This window comes from Glaciecola sp. G7-5 (assembly GCF_055808975.1).
Genome location: NZ_CM147892.1, coordinates 3538895 through 3557062, shown reverse-complemented (window position 1 = coordinate 3557062; position 18168 = coordinate 3538895). Strand labels below are relative to the sequence as shown.

At 41.1% G+C, this 18168-nt stretch carries 17 protein-coding genes and 1 pseudogene; 12 read left to right on the top strand and 6 right to left on the bottom strand.

The genetic code is table 11. The features are described 5' to 3' along the window. Window positions 1–52: 52 nt before the first annotated feature. Window positions 53–178 (top strand): annotated as a pseudogene (locus tag AC0L6H_RS15655) (thioredoxin-dependent thiol peroxidase); the annotation flags it as partial. 59 nt (window positions 179–237) lie between these two features. Here the strand turns inward: AC0L6H_RS15655 and AC0L6H_RS15650 are convergent. Further along, entirely contained in the window at window positions 238–1299 is a 1062-nt protein-coding gene (locus AC0L6H_RS15650; protein WP_473390052.1) for an AI-2E family transporter, read from the bottom strand. Window positions 1300–1455: 156 nt separating this feature from the next. Between AC0L6H_RS15650 and bepA the strand changes: the two genes are divergently transcribed. Then, the gene (gene bepA / locus AC0L6H_RS15645) at window positions 1456–2949 is read left to right on the top strand and encodes a beta-barrel assembly-enhancing protease (RefSeq protein WP_473390051.1); all 1494 of its coding nucleotides are present in this window, start codon (window positions 1456–1458) and stop codon (window positions 2947–2949) included. A gap of 15 nt (window positions 2950–2964) precedes the next feature. On the opposite strand, the gene AC0L6H_RS15640 is transcribed toward bepA, so the two are convergent. After that, window positions 2965–3444 (bottom strand): TlpA family protein disulfide reductase, encoded by a 480-nt coding sequence (locus tag AC0L6H_RS15640; RefSeq protein WP_473390050.1) that lies wholly within the window; start codon window positions 3442–3444, stop codon window positions 2965–2967. Window positions 3445–3483: 39 nt separating this feature from the next. Here AC0L6H_RS15640 and arsC point away from each other — a divergent pair, with 39 nt between their 5' ends. From arsC to AC0L6H_RS15620, 4 genes are read left to right on the top strand one after another with little or no spacing between them, the layout of a single operon-like run. Next, complete coding sequence (gene arsC, locus AC0L6H_RS15635; RefSeq protein WP_473390048.1) at window positions 3484–3852, top strand: arsenate reductase (glutaredoxin); 369 nt, start codon at window positions 3484–3486, stop codon at window positions 3850–3852. Then, the gene (gene wrbA / locus AC0L6H_RS15630) at window positions 3845–4438 is read left to right on the top strand and encodes an NAD(P)H:quinone oxidoreductase (protein WP_473390047.1); all 594 of its coding nucleotides are present in this window, start codon (window positions 3845–3847) and stop codon (window positions 4436–4438) included. The genes arsC and wrbA overlap by 8 nt, the downstream gene beginning before the upstream one ends. A 35-nt stretch (window positions 4439–4473) precedes the next feature. Next, a complete protein-coding gene (locus AC0L6H_RS15625; RefSeq protein ID WP_473390046.1) occupies window positions 4474–4953 on the top strand; it encodes a DUF2069 domain-containing protein in 480 nt (159 codons plus the stop codon). Next, the gene (locus tag AC0L6H_RS15620; protein ID WP_473390044.1) at window positions 4943–6928 is read left to right on the top strand and encodes a hypothetical protein; all 1986 of its coding nucleotides are present in this window, start codon (window positions 4943–4945) and stop codon (window positions 6926–6928) included. The genes AC0L6H_RS15625 and AC0L6H_RS15620 overlap by 11 nt, the downstream gene beginning before the upstream one ends. A gap of 34 nt (window positions 6929–6962) precedes the next feature. On the opposite strand, the gene hda is transcribed toward AC0L6H_RS15620, so the two are convergent. Together hda and AC0L6H_RS15610 are read right to left on the bottom strand one after the other, a co-directional pair. After that, complete coding sequence (gene hda, locus AC0L6H_RS15615; RefSeq protein WP_473390043.1) at window positions 6963–7670, bottom strand: DnaA regulatory inactivator Hda; 708 nt, start codon at window positions 7668–7670, stop codon at window positions 6963–6965. Further along, complete coding sequence (locus AC0L6H_RS15610) at window positions 7671–9089, bottom strand: DUF2066 domain-containing protein (protein WP_473390042.1); 1419 nt, start codon at window positions 9087–9089, stop codon at window positions 7671–7673. 110 nt (window positions 9090–9199) lie between these two features. Between AC0L6H_RS15610 and purM the strand changes: the two genes are divergently transcribed. The 4 genes from purM to fadE all read left to right on the top strand — a co-directional run bounded on the left by purM (window position 9200) and on the right by fadE (window position 14401). Continuing rightward, window positions 9200–10237, top strand: coding sequence for a phosphoribosylformylglycinamidine cyclo-ligase (gene purM / locus AC0L6H_RS15605; protein ID WP_473390040.1), 1038 nt, complete (start codon window positions 9200–9202; stop codon window positions 10235–10237). Between the two features lie 26 nt (window positions 10238–10263). Further along, window positions 10264–10968, top strand: coding sequence for a phosphoribosylglycinamide formyltransferase (gene purN, locus AC0L6H_RS15600; RefSeq protein ID WP_473394559.1), 705 nt, complete (start codon window positions 10264–10266; stop codon window positions 10966–10968). Then, complete coding sequence (locus AC0L6H_RS15595) at window positions 10949–11725, top strand: DUF3108 domain-containing protein (protein ID WP_473390039.1); 777 nt, start codon at window positions 10949–10951, stop codon at window positions 11723–11725. Before purN ends, AC0L6H_RS15595 begins: the two co-directional genes overlap by 20 nt. 207 nt (window positions 11726–11932) lie before the next feature. Beyond that, window positions 11933–14401, top strand: coding sequence for an acyl-CoA dehydrogenase FadE (gene fadE / locus AC0L6H_RS15590; protein WP_473390038.1), 2469 nt, complete (start codon window positions 11933–11935; stop codon window positions 14399–14401). Window positions 14402–14438: 37 nt separating this feature from the next. On the opposite strand, the gene add is transcribed toward fadE, so the two are convergent. Together add and AC0L6H_RS15580 are read right to left on the bottom strand one after the other, a co-directional pair. Continuing rightward, window positions 14439–15446, bottom strand: coding sequence for an adenosine deaminase (gene add, locus AC0L6H_RS15585; RefSeq protein WP_473390036.1), 1008 nt, complete (start codon window positions 15444–15446; stop codon window positions 14439–14441). 9 nt (window positions 15447–15455) lie between these two features. Further along, window positions 15456–16091 carry a response regulator transcription factor gene (locus tag AC0L6H_RS15580; protein ID WP_473390035.1) on the bottom strand — a complete coding sequence of 212 codons (636 nt, stop codon included), beginning with the start codon at window positions 16089–16091 and terminating at the stop codon, window positions 15456–15458. 252 nt (window positions 16092–16343) lie between these two features. On the opposite strand from AC0L6H_RS15580, the gene cmoA reads away from it, so the two are divergent. Further along, entirely contained in the window at window positions 16344–17090 is a 747-nt protein-coding gene (cmoA, locus tag AC0L6H_RS15575; protein ID WP_473390034.1) for a carboxy-S-adenosyl-L-methionine synthase CmoA, read from the top strand. Between the two features lie 22 nt (window positions 17091–17112). Beyond that, complete coding sequence (cmoB, locus tag AC0L6H_RS15570) at window positions 17113–18081, top strand: tRNA 5-methoxyuridine(34)/uridine 5-oxyacetic acid(34) synthase CmoB (RefSeq protein ID WP_473394558.1); 969 nt, start codon at window positions 17113–17115, stop codon at window positions 18079–18081. Window positions 18082–18168 lie beyond the last annotated feature (87 nt).

Here is an 18168-nt window from a genome sequence, read left to right as displayed (position 1 = left end):
TTATAAAACCGAATTGGTTTTTGTCATAATTTTTTAACAAGGGTAGCAAGGCATGGGCAAAGAGTATGATGGTATACACAGACTCAGTTTCTTAATTGACGAGTCGGGAAAAATTGTTCACGTATTTGACAAGTTCAAAACTAAAGATCATCACGAAGTTGTGCTCGCGCAGCTGTAAATTCAAAACCCAGAGTTAGTGCGCCAATCGTGTTTGCTCTGGGTTTTTAACTGGTCTTGTTAGTCATCTTCGCCCACAGGATTTGACCAAGCGGTGATTAGTGCTTTGACTAACGTCGCCAAGGGAATAGCAAAAAACACCCCCCAAAACCCCCATAAACCGCCAAACAATAGAACCGCTACAATGATGTAGAGTGGATGCAAACTCACCGCTTCTGAAAACAGTATTGGCACTAATACATTACCGTCTAATGCTTGAATAATAAAATATACAATCATTAAATAGCCAAACGTTGAGGTGAAACCAAATTGAAACAAACCAACAATCGCTACGGGGATGGTGATCACAGCAGCCCCAATAAAAGGAATTAAGACTGAAAAGCCTACTAAAACCCCGAGTAACACGGCAAAGCGTAAATCTAAAATACTAAACGCAATACTACTCACCGCCCCTACAATAACAATCTCAATGACCTTACCACGAATATAGTTGGCGATTTGCGTGTTCATTTCTTCGCCTACTTGGGTAATGAGTCGGCGTTCTTTTGGCAGGATAGAAGAGATGCTCTGCATGAATGCTTTTTTATCATTTAGCATGAAAAAAACCATTAGCGGAACCAAAATTATATAAATGAGCAAAGCCGCTAAATTGCCTATAGAACTGAAGGAAGCAGATAAGATTTGTTCGCCAAATGAGACTAGGCGTTCATTTACACCCTCCATTGCCGACTGAATATAGGTTACTTCTATGAGTGAAGGATATTTCTCTGGCAGACTCATCAGCCAGTTTTGTGCAGACCCCCAAATCAATGGGATCTCTTTAACCAGATTGATACTTTGTTTGGTTACTATAGGAATAAGGCTTATCGCCAATATGAAACTCAGCACGAAAAAGATAACTAAGGTGAAACTAGTTGCAAGCCATCTTCGTGTACCCATTTTTTCCATTTTTGTGACTGGTACATCTAATAAATAAGCAATAACGACAGCCACCAGCACCGGCATTATTAGGCCACCAAAAACATAGAGTACAACGACTGTAATAATAATAAAGAACAAAAGCATAAGCGCATTGGGATCAGAAAACTTGCGCCTATACCAATTGCCAAAGACATCTAACATGGAGTTTATCCTTAAATGCGTACCGATTAATTATCTTCTTGATATGGAGATGAAATGTTTTTCACGCTATATTGACTTAACACGAAACTAAGATGACCAATAACGGTCTATACATAGTATAAATTATATAGTCAAAGATGGAAGTAACTAATTTAGATGAAGTTATTGTGTAAAAAATTAAACGCTTATAACAAATTGCTTATTTTGTTATTGCTAGGGATTACAACTTCCCTTACTCAAGCGCAGACAACTGCGCAATCAATTGAAAATAGCCGCAACCAATTGCCTGAAATCGGTGTTGTTGCATCAGATGCGTTGACCTTGGACAAAGAAAAGCTGATTGGCGACATTATTATGCGTCAGTTACGCGGGCAAGCACCCATTGTGCAGGATCCCGTTTTACAAGAGTACATTCAAAGCATTGGCAACCGTTTGGTGATCAACGCTGACAATACCAAATTTCCTTTTACGTTTTTCATGATAAACAATCCCGTTTTAAATGCGTTTGCATTTTACGGCGGTCATATTGGGATCCATTCGGGCCTGTTGGCAGCCTCGGATACTGAAAGCGAATTAGCGTCTGTTTTAGCCCACGAAATAGCCCACGTTACGCAGCGCCACTTGGCTAGGCGAGCGCAGATGCAAAAGCGTAATTCGCCTTTGCAAATTGCAAGCCTTATTGGTGGCTTATTACTCGCTATTGCCGATCCGGAAGCGGGTATAGCCGCGATGCAAGCTGGAACCGCTGCTGGGCAACAAGCGACAATAAATTTCACTCGAAACAACGAACAAGAAGCCGACAACATTGGTATCAATATTTTATATCGTGCTGGTTTTGACCCTCAAGGTGCACCTGATTTTTTTGATAAGCTACTGGCACAATCGAGAGGTCGTTCTAGCCAACTCGCTTTCTTACAGACTCACCCGCTTCCCGCAGACCGTGTTTCCCAAACAACTACGCGTGCGCGTAGTTATGGAAGTAAAAAATTAGCCCCAAGCCTCGATTTTCATTTGGCCAAGGCACGAATTCAAGGACGTTATATGGGCTCGCCTGAACGCAACGTAGCCTTATTTTCTAGCCAATTAGATAGCGGTAACAAGGTTGAAAAGACGGCAGCACATTATGGCTTAGCCATTAGTTTGTTTGAAAAAGAACAATACGCTGATGCTAAGGCCGTTCTAGACAAACTCCTCGCGGCTGATGCAGAAAACCTTTTTTACCTAGATTTGATGACCGATATCCATATTAAACAGGGCAATCCGCGAAAGGCGGTGTCTTTGCTCAACCCGCTTTGGATAAATAAGCCGCAGAATTCGGTGTTAACACTCAATCTTGCGAATGCCTACATTAGCGCCCAAAATTATGAGCCTGCTATCGAGATGTTACGAGATTTGCTGTTAGTAAATAAAGAGAATTTTATCGCCTATCAATTGCTCTATGATGCTTACAATCAAAACCAAATGAAAAAAGAAGCACACATGGTGCAGGCAGAAATATATGCCTTAATTTCTGCTTATCCATTAGCAATCGATGAGCTGCAATTTGCGTATAACAAAGTAGGAGCTGATACGCTTGAGAAACAAAGAATTAAAGGTCGTATTGCTCAATTTAGAGCGGCACAAGCGTCGATGATGAGTTTAAGTATTTAAGCCAATTGAGCAAATTTAATAATGGGCTATGACTTCGTGTAAGCTTTTAGCACTTTGTTCACCAAGCAACTGGCCCGCGAGTTCCCCTGAAGGTTTAATGATAAAAGTGGCAGGTAAATATTGCGGTTTTTCAAAAGAAAAATCGTTTACTAACTCAGAAATAAGTGGAAATTCTATATTGTATTTTAATTTTAATTCGGCGAGTTTTTCATGGCTAAGCGAATCAAAGCTAACAGCAAATAGTTTCACCTTGTCTGGTGCTTGGTGGTAAAATTCATTGAGTTCAGGTATTTCTCGTAAGCATGGTGCGCACCATTCTGCAAAATAATTGACGATAACAACAGATCCCTTTAAGTCCGAGTGCTTGTATTTTACTTGGCTTAACGTTTTAAAATCGTAAGTGAATGACTGGTAGGTAAATAAGCCTGCACAAAAGGCAACAAGCGCCACAAAGCAAAGCATGAACAAAGTTATCTTTTTAGATTTAATCGCCATTTATTTTTATATCGTTATAGTAAATAAGGAATCACAATAATGCCTAATCCCATTTTGTATCACAACCCTAGATGTTCCAAAAGTCGCCAAGCGTTGGCATATTTGGTCGAACAAAATATTGACCTCGACATTATTGAATACTTGAAAACAGCACCTAAGCTTGATGAAATAAAAACGCTTTATCAAGCGTTAAAAGAGAATAATGCAATCACCAGCGCAATCGAAATGATAAGACCCAAAGAAGCCGAGTTTGCTGCAGCAGGTCTGAGTAAAAATGCAAGCGACGAACAAATACTAAAAGCAATTGCAGAATACCCCAAGTTATTAGAGCGCCCTATTCTATTAAAAAATGAATTGGCGGCAATAGGTCGGCCACTAGCGAATATAGAAGCATTAGTTAATGACTAAAATACTAGTACTTTATTACTCAAAACATGGCCGAACTAAACACCTAGCTAACAAAATTGCCGCAGGTATCGAAAAAGCAGGCGCACAAGCCATTTTGCGCACTGTGCCAAAAATTTGCCTGACAACATCAAATACATCAACACGTGATATCCCTGAACAAGGAGATCTTTACGTTAGCAAACAAGATCTAATTGACTGCGATGGATTGGCATTAGGTAGCCCGACGCATTTTGGTAACATGGCTTCTGAACTGAAATTTTTCATTGATTCTTTAAGCGATGTTTGGCTTAAAGGTGCTCTTGTCGATAAACCTGCCTGCGTATTTACGTCAAGTGCGAGTATGCATGGAGGGCAAGAAACAACTCTCTTATCGATGATGCTTCCTTTGTTTCACCATGGTATGTGTATACTTGGCTTGCCATATTCTGAACCTGAATTACATACAACAACTAGCGGATGTAGTCCTTATGGCGTGTCTAGTGTACAAATTAGTGGAGCTGATGAACTCAGTTCAGATGAAATTGTCTTAAGCCTTAAAATGGGTGAACGTTTAGCTCGACATGCTGAAAAATTATCCGAGGCGTAGAATAATAGTGTTATCGCGTAAAAATGGGAAAAGAAATGCAAAATAATCATTCCAATGAATCTGTAGATATGAACCCGTGGTCAATGTCGCCTAAAGTTCGCACCTTCAGGTACCTAGCATTATGCGGTCATCTAGGCTTACTTTTGTGGATGTGTATTTGGTATTTAGCGCTTCCTACCGCGCGGGATTATTCTTTAGCCTTTGTATTTCTCATCTTTTTGTTACCTTTGTTATTGCCGCTTCACGGCATCATTAAGGCTAAACCATACACTCATGCATGGTCGTGCTTCATTGTTTTATGGTATTTTATGCACAGTGTCACCACGATGTATGTGGAACCAGAATATTGGTTGTACGCCAGCATTGAAATGATTTTTGTCATTTTAATGTTTGTCGGGTGTGCAATGTTTGCGAGACTTCGAGGACAGGAATTAGGAACGGGCTTACCTAAATTGAGTAAAGTGATGGAGCACGAGAAAGCATCATTTGAGAGAGCTGCTGACAATGAAAAGTAAACTACTTGCTACATTTGCTATTGCTATAACATTGAGCGCTTGCGGAGGTTCTGGCAGTTCAGATTCATCGCGTCCTAACTTACCGCCAACTACCCCAGCGCCATCAACGGGTGACCTAGACCCTTTATTCGACTTCACAAATGTTGAGATTTATGGTGCTTCAGAAGTGCAAGCGGGAAGCGCCGCAGGTTTCGCTGTTATTCCTAAAGCACAGGCGCAAATTGCGTCAATTAGATGGGAACAAACAAGTGGGCCTGCGCTCACCATACTCGCCGCAAATAGCCAAACGGTGGGGTTTGATGTTCCTCAAAGCGGTAACTATACGCTAAGCGTCAGCGTACAAATGCAGGGAGAATCTCAAGCGAACACTTACAGCGTGGATTTTTCTGCAGACACTGGGTCAGCGCGAGCCTCAGTGCGACTTGACCACACGGCTACTGAACTTTCTAAAGTGTCGCTGCACGTGGGGATACCTGAAAACCAAAGCATAGAGAGTGTAACATGGACACAACTTGCTGGCCCGCAGGCACAAGACGTTGAAGAACAAGATGCGTATTTATTTTTTAACGCCCCATCAGTAGTAGCAGATTCTGTGCTTTTATACCGTGCTGAGGTGAAGTATACCGACGGTACGAGCGAGTCTGACGAGGTCTTAGTGACCGTAAAAAATGTTAGCTTTGATACAAGTGGATTATTCTATACTGACAGTACAATAATAACTGAAGATATGCATGCATACCGTTCTAATAGCCCGTTTAAATCGGCGCTAGAACGCTGCGTATATGGTAACAATATCCCTAATAGACCAACATGTACGTTTCAAGAATTACCTTTGCTTGGCATGAGTACGGTGACGCCAAGTGTAGAAGATGTGTTAAACCGAACCTTAGTATCTCATCAATGGATGGGAGACCGTTTCGCTGACTATTTACAGAACTCAGCGGCCGGGCCTGATATTCTAAATTTATTGCGAGGAGTAACTGCCGTCGTTATTTCTTACGACGTCAGGCCCTCCTTTTACTGGGTTAAAACAGGCGCTATTTATTTGGATGCCAACAACTTTTGGCAGTCGCCCGCCGAAAGGGATACTTTAAACGATCAACCCGATTACCGCTCAGACTTTGGTAGTGACCTTCAGTTTAGCGTTTATTGGCGCTATACCAAAGATAATGAGTATTATCCGAAAGCAAGAATTGAAAAACAAAACAGAGTTAACCGTGACTTTGCTGATCTAGAAGCTAGCATTTCTTATTTGATGTATCATGAGCTTGGCCATGCAAATGATTTTTTCCCACCTGACGCATGGGCATTTATAGCGAGGTCGACTACTCCGCTGCGCTTCTTTGAAGATAATTACACAAGGATTAGTTCGGTCACCTTGAAAAATAATTTTCCCTTGCGCTCCGATGAAATGCACGCGCTTGCCCAGGTTAGATTTAATAATGAGACGGCCACCGCAAGTCAACGAGCTTACCGGGGGACTGATATAGAGGGCTTTTTCGAGCCTGATATAGCAGCTTCGTTTTACTCTTATTTAAATGAACGTGAAGATTTTGCAACACTCGTTGAGCGTTTCTTAATGTTATATCGCTTAGACGCTGAAGCAGATGTTGCCATTATCGATGGGCGCACAGCCGACGATGAGGCACTTGTTGTATGGGGTCAACGCAATAGAATAAGTGAAGATAGTTTAGAAGACAGAACCGTATATGCGGTTAGTCGCGTATATCCTGAATTAGGGAATATTCGCACAGCCTTACGCGATTTGCCGAGCCCTATTCTAATGACCCCAAATCAGGGTTGGTTTGAGAACTTAGAAATATCACCGGTAGACCAAAATGTGTTTAGCAATGCTGCACTTACTAAACTGATTAACCCAGCTAAGAAACTAAGAGAGAGCTTGACTGCAAAACAGCTGAAAGAACAAGAAGAAAAAGACAGCACGGCAATACACGACGCCAAGCGCTCTAATTAGCACAAAAGCGACAAATATAAATAATGTGTATGATTTAAATGGCGAGCGTGGCCTTTATAAACGGAATCGTGATCTTACGTTTATTTGCTAGGCTTGCTTTATCCAAAGCCGAGATGGCTGCATTTAGGTCATGCATGTCACGCGATATTCTATTTAGCAAAAAACTAACCGCATCATGAGTATAGCTTATCCCCAATACCTTTAAATGGTTTTCTAAGGCCCGTTGTTTATCATCATCACTGAGCATCTGTAATGTGAAATTCGTTCCCCATGACAGGCGCGTGCGTAAATCAGGTAAAGTATATTCTATCTCATCTATGCTTTTGTTTGTTGCAATCAACAGCAAAACGGCGTCTAACTCTATAAATTGATTGATTAGATCAAAAACAGCGGTTTGCCATTTTGCCTGTTGACTAACGACTTGAAGGTTATCAATACAAACGACGTCTTTGTTTACTAAGCCAAGTAACATTTCAGGTGGCATGTTAATAATTTGCGCTAAATCCAAATATTGTTGGGATAAGCCCAAAGTGGCCGCATGTTCGCAGGTCGCCAATAATAGATGTGATTTGCCTGAACCCTGACTACCATTGACTACACTAATACGTTGTGAGGTGCTTGGATAGCTGACTTTGTCATTTAATACATCTTGAATATGGCTGATAAGTTGAGCATTTTCTCCCTCAACAAAGGTTTCTAAACTATCTTGTTTTCGAAAGGAAACTGGCAATACTAACTGCATTTATTCGCCCTGCCACCTAAACGATATAGCACTATCGATGGTTGGTGACTCGCTACTCAATCGACTATCAAGCGAGAGTATGGATTTTAATTGTGAAATCGAGATTTTCTGTTCAAGCGAGAGTATTGCAATGTCGTTGACCTGTTTAAGCAAACGTACGTCATCAACGGCTGGAATGGAGCGCATTAAGGCCAGCACATTGACATAATCTTCTAAAGAATCAATACCACTAATACTAACAACAATTGATTCTTCATGCCCTTCTAGTCGTGCATTTGAAGCATACTCTTTAGCGAGCATGTCAGCATAAATATCAACTAACTTGAGGATGACGTCGTCTTCACTTTCACCAAAAACTCTTCCGGTGTTTACTTTCTTGGATAGGTTATAATCCACCTGTGTAATCACATAGTCTAGTTTGTGGCTGGTACCTTCTGGTACGGGAATATTAGCCAAGCGCACTCTCTCTTTTGGCGCCTGTACTTGTTGTAAAGCAATATCTTCTAACTCTGGGTTGTCGGTGCCAGTAATATTAGTTAAATCATTGTTTTCAAGTTCATTATTTACATAGTCATCGCCAAGCTCAACAGACAGAGTATCGTCATCACCGTTTTTTTCATCGTCTAATAGTGCAGAGTCTTGGTTAAAAAACGAAGCATTGCTGCGTTGGTCAAGCAGCGCGTCTTCGCCGTTGTATGTTTGTACGGTAGCACTAATTAAATAATCAGAACCGTAACGCAAACTTTGATCTTGAAGCTTTGAAATAAATTGGTTCCAAACGTCATAAACCGAGATATTCATTGCGTCTTCCAAATCCCCCATTGGCGCAATCACTTCTACGCCACGGGCAAAAGCTTGCCTATCAATTTCGTTAATGATTTGGCTTGCTGAATGTTGAGTAAGCAGAATTTTATCCTGATTTTCGTTTTCAATTGCTAACCATATTATGGCCGAAGGTCGCAAACTAGCCCAAACACTTAGTCCGCTAGCTAAAAGTAGATTTTCTATCTTCGCTTGATTAAAGCTTGCTTCAAAAAGCAAAGCATTGTTTTGCTGTATAAAACTGCTTGAGATCAAAAATTGTTCATAATTATCAATTGCCTTAGCTATCTCGGGCTCTTGTCCAACATTTTTGTTTCCACTTAACTTTATGAAAACTTGCGCTAAAGCTTGTTTTCCTGCTTCTTGCTGGCTATTCATAGATTGATCATCTAATGCAATTCGCCCTATGTTGATATGTTCAATATTGCCCGCGACACTCGAAAAAGTAGCGATATTCAATAAACAAAGCAACAACAAGCTAAAGGCGGTGATCCGCTTTTTGCTGCGCGACACTTCCAATGAACAATTAATGGTTAAGTTTCTCAGGTAACTACCCTCTTTGAGTACGACTAAAGCTAAAACGCTATTGTCGAACATTTATCTTCGTTTTGCATTAAAATTTTAGTTAAGTTTTCAATACACTTTAATGCGCCATACTGGTAACATATCGCGCGTTTTAGTTAGCCATTTTAAGGTAGGGAATATACGTGTCAGATTCAAGCCATTCATTGAGTTATAAAGATGCAGGTGTCGATATAGACGCTGGAAATGAATTAGTAGAACGGATTAAGTCTGTTTCTAAAGCAACCCATAGACCAGAAGTCAAGGGTGGTTTAGGCGGCTTCGGGGCATTATGTTCGCTACCACAGAAATATAAGCAACCCTTGTTGGTATCTGGTACTGACGGCGTAGGCACAAAATTACGCTTAGCCATGGACAATAATCAACATGACGGGATTGGTATCGACTTGGTCGCAATGTGCGTCAATGATCTAATTGTGCAAGGTGCAGAACCTTTATTCTTCCTAGATTACTATGCCACGGGTAAGTTAGATGTTGACACTGCAGCAGCAGTGGTTACCGGCATAGGCAAAGGCTGCGAACTGTCAAACTGCGCATTAATTGGTGGTGAAACTGCTGAAATGCCTGGCATGTATCATGGCAACGACTATGATGTTGCTGGATTTTGCGTTGGCGTGGTTGAAGCTGGCGAAGTCATTGATGGTAGCAAAGTGAAAGAAGGCGACGTACTTATTGCGCTAGGCTCTTCAGGACCTCATTCGAATGGATACTCTTTGATTCGTAAGATTATTGACGTTGCGAAAGTGGATGTGCAAGCAGAATTAGAAGGCAAACCAGTAATTGAGCATTTACTTGAACCTACCAGAATATACGTCAAAAACACTCTTGCCTTGCTTGAAAACTATAATGTAAATGCAATTTCGCATATTACAGGTGGCGGTTTTTGGGAAAACATTCCTCGTGTCTTACCTGCTGGTGTTACCGCCAGAATTGACGCTAGTTCATGGCAATGGCCTACTATCTTTAGCTTTTTACAAGAAAAAGGTAATGTGACTACCCACGAGATGTACCGCACATTTAACTGCGGTGTTGGCTTATTACTCGCGGTAAATCAAGAAGACGCAGACGAAATCTTAAGCTTTTTGAAAAAGGCGGGTGAGAATGCATGGGTAATCGGCGATTTAATTACAAAAACTGGCGATGAATCTGTCGTTATAGAATAATTACTGGTTTTTTTATGCATAAAGCGTTGGAAAGTAAACGAATTGTTGTGCTTGTTTCGGGCTCAGGAAGTAACCTTCAAGCCATCATTGACGAATGCAAAGCGGGACACATTAATGGCGAAGTCGTTGGCGTAATTTCCAACGTCGCTGATGTATATGCATTAGAACGCGCCAGAAAGTTTGACATCCCAAGTGTGGTACTTGAACACAAAAACTACAATGACCGACAAACCTTTGATGGGGAGCTTGCCAGAAAAATTAGGGCCTTCTCTCCTGACTTAGTTGTTCTTGCCGGCTTTATGCGGATACTGAGCGCACAATTTGTTGAGCAGTTTGCCGGCAAGATCCTCAATATCCACCCCTCCTTGTTACCAAAATATCCAGGCTTAAATACCCATAAAAAAGCGATAGAAAACAAAGACAAAGAGCATGGAGCGTCAGTACACTTTGTTACCGCTGAACTAGATGGCGGTCCTGTAGTCTTACAGTCAGTAATTGATATTAAAAATGAAGATACACCTGCTAGTCTGCAAACGAAGTTAGCGGCAACTGAGTGGTTGATTTATCCACTTGCTGTTAAGTGGTTTTGTCAAGAAGCTTTACGTATTCAGCAAGACCAAGTATTGTTTAATGGAGCACTAGATTTTACCTTACTGCGAGATGCTAAATCAGCAGGATGTACAATAAAAATAAATAATAAGGGTTTTCAAAATGACGAGGAACAAAATTAGCGCAGTTGCTATTCTATTCATGTTAGCGATGAGTCGCTTATCTTGGGCAGCCAATCCCCAAAACCTCACATCACTTCAAGTTGCCAGCACCACCTCAGTTAGCACATCACTCAACAACAACGACATCAAAGCACTAAAACCTTTCAGTGCGAATTACGTTGCTTTTCGTTCTGGTAAAGACGTTGGAAGTGCCCTTCTTGAATTAAAACCATTATCCAACAACCAATATGAGCTGACTTATGAGTCCAAAGTGTCTAAATTTTTCTTGTCTGACAAGCGTTATGAAAAAACACGCTTTATAAACAAGGAAGGTAACTTAGTACCGTTAAATTACGACTATAAGCGCACTGGAACCGGCCCAAACAAGGCATTGTCGATCACATTTGATGAATCCAAACAAAAAATTATTATGGATAAAGATGAACTTGAATGGCACGGTGAGTTTGATAATCAGCTGTTTAGAGTCGATTTCCCCAAAAAGTTAGCTCAAGGTATAAAACGTTTGCAATACGATTTCATTAACTATCGCGGCGAAAAACGACAATATACCCTCGAGGTTGTTGACACCGATAATTTGTCATTGCCTTATGGTCAAATTACCGCGATTAAAGTCCTCATTGGCCGCGAATCGAGTACACGCGTGACTTACGCATGGTTTGCGCCAAGCCTAAACTACAACCTTGTACGTCTTCAGCAGTTTAAAAATGAAAAAGAACAAGGCGATATGCAGTTAGATACATTTGCTTATTTAGACTAGCTATCTGCAGCTTCTCTCGGGGCCTTTGTGAAGGTAAACCAAGTAATCTACACTATGAAACTATAATAACGATCCTACGTATAAGTAATTAGCGTAAAGATTTGTTAATATTTATCACGCTATGTTAACAACTAGCACTTGATTTACTATGGGTGATTGAGTTACCTTTCTAAGCTCAAGACCTCTGGTCTGACCTCAGGAGAAGATATGTCCGATTTAATTTGGTTTTTAATTTTTTTAGCAGTGTTTGGTATTGTCGCTTACCAGCGCTACAATTTGCATAAGTCAGTAGCGATCCTTACTGTAACTATGCTGATTGGTAGCATATTTGGTAGCATTGGTTTACTGGGATGGATACTGTTTGCTTTGCTAGCGGTACCGCTAGCCTATAGGCCTTTTCGCCTCGAATTACTTTCTTCTCGCTTATTAGGCTTTTACAAATCAGTCACGCCCGAGCTTTCAAGTACTGAGCAAGAAGCCATTGACGCAGGAACCGTCTGGTGGGATGGTGATTTGTTCAGCGGTAAGCCTGATTGGCAAAAATTGCATGGTATTTCAAGACCAAGGCTTAGTAGCGAAGAACAAGCATTTTTAGATGGCCCTTGTAATGAAGTCTGTGCCATGGTTAACGAATGGCAAATTAACCATGTCGACGCAGATTTACCGGACGAAATATGGGCTTTCCTGAAAGAGCATAAATTTTTTGCCATGATCATTGAAAAACGTTATGGCGGGCTAGAGTATTCAGCCTATGCCCAATCTCGCGTTCTACAAAAACTTGCTGGCGTTAGCGCAGTATTATCGTCTACCGTTGGGGTTCCAAATTCTCTCGGTCCTGGTGAGCTTCTGCAACACTATGGCACCAAAGAACAACAAGATTACTATTTACCACGTTTGGCAGCCGGTGACGAAATACCTTGTTTCGCCCTCACCAGCCCTGAAGCAGGGTCAGATGCTGGCGCTATTCCTGATACCGGCGTAATTTGCAAAGGTGAATTTGAAGGCGAAGAAGTGTTGGGTATGAACCTGACATTTTCAAAACGCTATATCACCTTGGCTCCCGTGGCCACAGTCGTTGGTCTTGCCTTCAAACTAGAAGATCCAGACGGCCTACTTGGTGAAACAAAAGATTTAGGTATTACCTGCGCGTTAATTCCCCGAGACACGAAAGGACTAGAGATAGGACGCAGACACTTTCCATTAAATGTGCCATTCCACAATGGGCCAGTTAAAGGCACGAACATGTTTGTACCATTAAGCTATATCATTGGTGGAGAGAAAATGGCGGGCAAAGGTTGGCGAATGCTAATGGAATGCTTGTCGGTTGGGCGCTGTATAACCTTGCCCTCTTCTGCTGCAGGTGGCGCAAAACAGCTTGCTTTGGCAACCGGTGCGTATTCGCGTATTAGGCGCCAGTTCCGTTTACCTATCGGTCAGATGGAAGGCGTTGAAGAAATGCTTGGTCGAATTGGCGGCAATGCCTACTTGATGGATGCGGTCACTAGCTTTTCAACTGCGGGCGTAGATTTGGGACAAAAGCCTTCTGTTATTTCAGCAATTTGTAAATACCATTTGACCGAAAGAATGCGTCAAATCGTTAACGATTCAATGGATGTCCATGGTGGCAAGGGTATTTGTTTAGGCCCAACAAATTATTTAGGGCGTGCTTATCAAGGTGTACCTATTTCAATTACTGTTGAGGGTGCCAACATACTTACCCGAAATATGATGATATTTGGGCAAGGCGCGATGAGGTGCCACCCTTACGTGTTGAAAGAGTTATATGCAGCTCAAATTGAAGATTCAACCGAGCAGCTAGAAACCTTTGACGAGGCGGTGTTTGGGCATATCGGTTTTGCTGTTAGTAATACCGTGCGTTCATTATGGTTTTCGTTGTCTCGAAACTGGTTTAGTTCAGTACCGTTTAAAGACGAAACAGCGACCTACTACAAAAGCTTGCAAGGCTATTCTTCTAATTTAGCTATACTCACCGATGTCTCTATGGGCGTACTTGGCGGTTCATTGAAACGCCGTGAACGGTTGTCTGCCCGCCTTGGCGATGTATTAAGTTATTTATACTTAGCGTCTGCGACACTTAAACGTTACGACGAACAAGGGCGTATCAAAGAGGACTTGCCATTTTTACATTGGGCAATGCAGGATTGCTTAAGTAAAATTGATATTGCGATAGATGACTTTATTCGTAACTTCCCTTCTCTCCCCGTTGCTGCATTTTTACGCGTTGTCGTGCAACCGTATGGTAAAGTAAACGACAAACCAAGTGACAAAAATGAACATGAAATTGCGCATATTTTGCAAAAGCCAGGGAGCGCTCGTGACCGCCTTGGTGATGGTCAATATATTGAAAGGACTGAAGGCAGTTTACTAGGTGATTTAGAACAGACCTTAGAAAATATTGTGAAAGTTGAGCCAATTTTTGAAAGTATTTGTAGCTCTTTAGGTAAAAAACTACCAATGACACAGCTTGACTTATTGGCTGAACAAGCACTAAAAGCTAACATTGTTAGCCAACAAGAAGCAGACTTGATGATAGAGACTGAAGCGGGTCGATTACGTACCATAAACGTTGATGACTTTGACCCACAAGAGTTACTTGCAGCAACTAGTAAGAAAGTCGCAAAGCCAAAACGTAAACGAGCGGTAAAAGCGGCTTAAAACAGCATATGCTCATAAGTTTATGAGAACAGTGAGTCTAAACGCTATTGAGTTTCAGCTTGATAGCGTTTTTTTCTGCGGGGCTTAAAAATGCTTGGGAAAGTGAGTTTGCCTTTAAGCGCGCAATGTCTTTTTCTTGTAAATGCAATATCGACGCGCCCAAGTCATATTCGCTTTGAAGTGTATTATTCGAGACTCCGGGATCATCGGTATTTAGGCAAACCTCTATGTCATTTCTCAAAAAGGTTTTTACTGGATGGTTTTTTACATCGGTCCATGTGCCTGTTTGGTAATTTGATAGAATGCAGGTTTCGATACCAATTTTGTGTTTCGCCATATAGTCAAGCAAGGATTTATCTTCAATTGCCGCAACACCATGGCCAATGCGCGAAGCGCCCAATAAATTGATTGCATCCCATACGCTATTTGGACCAGCTGCCTCTCCGGCATGAACTGTAATTTGAAGACCATTGTCGCGAGCACTTTTAAAGTGTTGAGAAAATAATTTAGCTGGGAAATTGCCCTCATCACCGGCTAAATCCAGTGCCACAATATTGGATTTGGCTGACAAAATTGCGAGTAGTTCTTGTTGGCATTTTTCTACCCCAAAGGTTCGACTTAATATGCCAATAAGCTTTGCGTTAAAACCTAAGCCTTGGTTGGCTCGCTTAACGCCAGTGACTACAGCTTCAACAACCCCTTCTAAGGGCAAATTATATGCTTTTGACATGTAGTAAGGTGAGAACCTCAATTCAACGTGATCCAAGCCTTCACAAAGTGCATCCTCAACATTTTCATAGGCCACTCGCTCACAATCTTCTAGCGTAGCAAGTACCGAAACACCTAAATCAATTTTTTTGAGGAACGCGAGTAAATCAGAGGTTTTATCTTGAATATACACATGCGACTTAAGCTCAGTTTCATCGGTGGAGGGTAAAACAATGCCATGTTTGTCAGCTAGGTCAATAATTGTTTTCAAGCGAATGTTGCCATCTAAGTGGCGATGTAAGTCGATTAACGGCCCATTGTGTATAGTTTTTACCATGTAGAGGGTTTAATCCAATCTTAGCTTTTCTATAGCGACCAATATTTGCGTCCGCGACTTAACGCCCAAGGTTTTAAATAGCATACTAACGTGCGCTTTAATCGTGGCTTCGGTGACGTTTAACTGTTGTGCTATGTCCTTGTTCGTTAATCCCTGCTTCACAAGTCTCAATACTTTGAATTGTTTCGGTGTGAGCTTGCGAACCTTTTCTGCAATTTCTACTTTATCACCACTCACTTTTGCAATGTCATCTGCCATATGGGGTGGGAACCAATTTTCGCCCGCTAGCACTTTAGTAACGGCCTCTATTATTTCTGCTCTTGGCAGTATTTTCGGGATGTACGCGGTAGCGCCAAACTCCATCGCTTCAGCTATAGTTTCAGCATCATCGGTAGCAGATACGATGGCGATAGGTAAATTGGGATAGTTTTGTCTGATACGTAAAAGTCCGTAGTAGTTATCACAACCGGGCATAACTAAATCTAACAAAACAATACTGACATTGCGGTGGCGTCTAAGTTGATTTAACGTTGTCGTAAAAGAGTCAGACTCTATATATTTAACGTCTTTGTAGACAGTTTGCAGAGCGCTAATGAGTGCTTCGCGAAGCAGCGGATGATCATCTGCAATTAAAAACTTTAACATAGTTATTTGGTTCCTAGTTTTTTTTGTAGCAACACATGTTTTCTTTGTTAACTAGCAAGTCAGTAAAGTACAGTGCAATTTTATTATCTATTTTTCATTTTTACACAAAACATTACACAAAACATCAACAACTGCGATACCATAATGTTGTCTGCCGTAATGTTGTCTGTAAGGTACTTGGCAACAAATAGGCTGTGTTAATCAGTATACGCCAAAGAGCGACTTTTTTTACAACTTAAGTTTACTTATAATATGAAGAAATCGAAACAAGCATATTCACAAGATACGATTTATGCAACTGAATTAGATGTTGTGGGGAAATTCAGCTTTAATCAACAAGTGGTTGACGTCTTTCCCGATATGATAAATCGCTCAGTCCCTAGTTATCAGAATATCATCGAAGGAATTGGTAAAATAGCAGATACATTGTGCGGACAAAACCCACTGATATATGACTTAGGATGCTCGTTGGGTAACGTTAGCTTAAGTATTGCAAAATGTGCTGCGTCAAAAAATGCAAAAATTATTGGGATCGATAACTCTCAGGCGATGCTAGAACGTTGTCAGCAACATATTGATGGGTTTAGTTTCGCAAGCAACATCACATTGCAACAAGGTGATTTAGTTGATGTTAGCTTAAAAGCTTGTGACATGGCCGTGATTAATTTTACGCTTCAATTTATCGAGCCAGCATTACGACAAGGCATTATAAGTAAAATTTATCAGCAGTTAAATCCTGGCGGTATTTTTGTTTTAAGTGAAAAAATAGATGTTCCTGAAGAACAACTAAACGCTTTATTAATAGATTTACACCATGCATTTAAGCGAGAAAACGGATATTCAGACTTAGAAATCAGTCAAAAACGCAGCGCTCTTGAAGATGTAATGAAGTTAGATTCAATTGATGTACACAGAAATAGACTCCAACAAGCTGGGTTTTCAAGTAGTTGCGTTTGGTACCAACATTTTAACTTTGTCTCGATAGTCGCCATTAAATAGTGAAGGAAAAAAGATGCAGACCATGTCATGGAAAAGCGCGTTCTTTCAAAGTATTCTGCAAACGGGGCTTGAACCTTTACTTGCTGACTTTGCCTCCAAACTAAACGATTGGGAGTCCACCCTACCAGCAAAAGATCTTAAGCGCTGGCAAAATCAGTTAACGCAATTACCTAGAATAGATGATGCCAACTTAACTGTTGATAATCGCGTTAACTTAGATTGTAAAGAGCCTTTAAGCCAAGGGGAAATTGCTAAAACAACGGCTGTGCTTAAAAACTTTATGCCATGGCGCAAAGGACCCTTTTCTTTTTTCAGCATAGACATCGATACGGAATGGCGTTCAGATTGGAAGTGGGATAGAGTTGTCCCCCATATAAATGACCTAAGCAATAAAGCGGTACTAGATGTTGGCTGCGGCAGCGGTTACCACCTTTTTCGTATGAAAGAAGAAGGCGCTTCGCAAGTGATTGGTATAGACCCTACTCCCCTTTTCTTCTTCCAATTTCACTGCTTTGCTCGTTATATAAAAGACCTAAATATCCACTATTTACCGCTTGGTATTGAAGATCTAAAGCCAAGCAATCATTTTGATACTGTTTTTTCCATGGGCGTTTTATATCATCGTCATGATCCAATCAAATTTTTACGAGAGCTAAAAGACCAACTGCGCAGTGGCGGACAATTGGTGCTTGAGACGCTCATTGTTGATGGCGATGAAAACACCGTATTAATGCCAAAGGACCGTTACGCTCAAATGCGGAATGTGTGGTATTTACCATCAATTGAGGCCTTGACGATTTGGATGCAACGAGTCGGTTTTATTAATATCAAATGTGTAGATGTTGATATTACAAGCATTGAAGAACAACGCGCGACACAATGGATGCAAAATCACTCCTTAGTAGACTTTTTAGACCCACAAAATTCGTCTTTAACCATTGAAGGTTATCCTGCACCAAAACGCGCAGTATTAGTGGCAAGTGTGAAATAAAGTGGTTTAACGGCAATAACAAAGCCACAGACTCTTTATTGGCATCATATTTGAATAAGCGAATAGTGTAACTGTCCTATCGTCTTG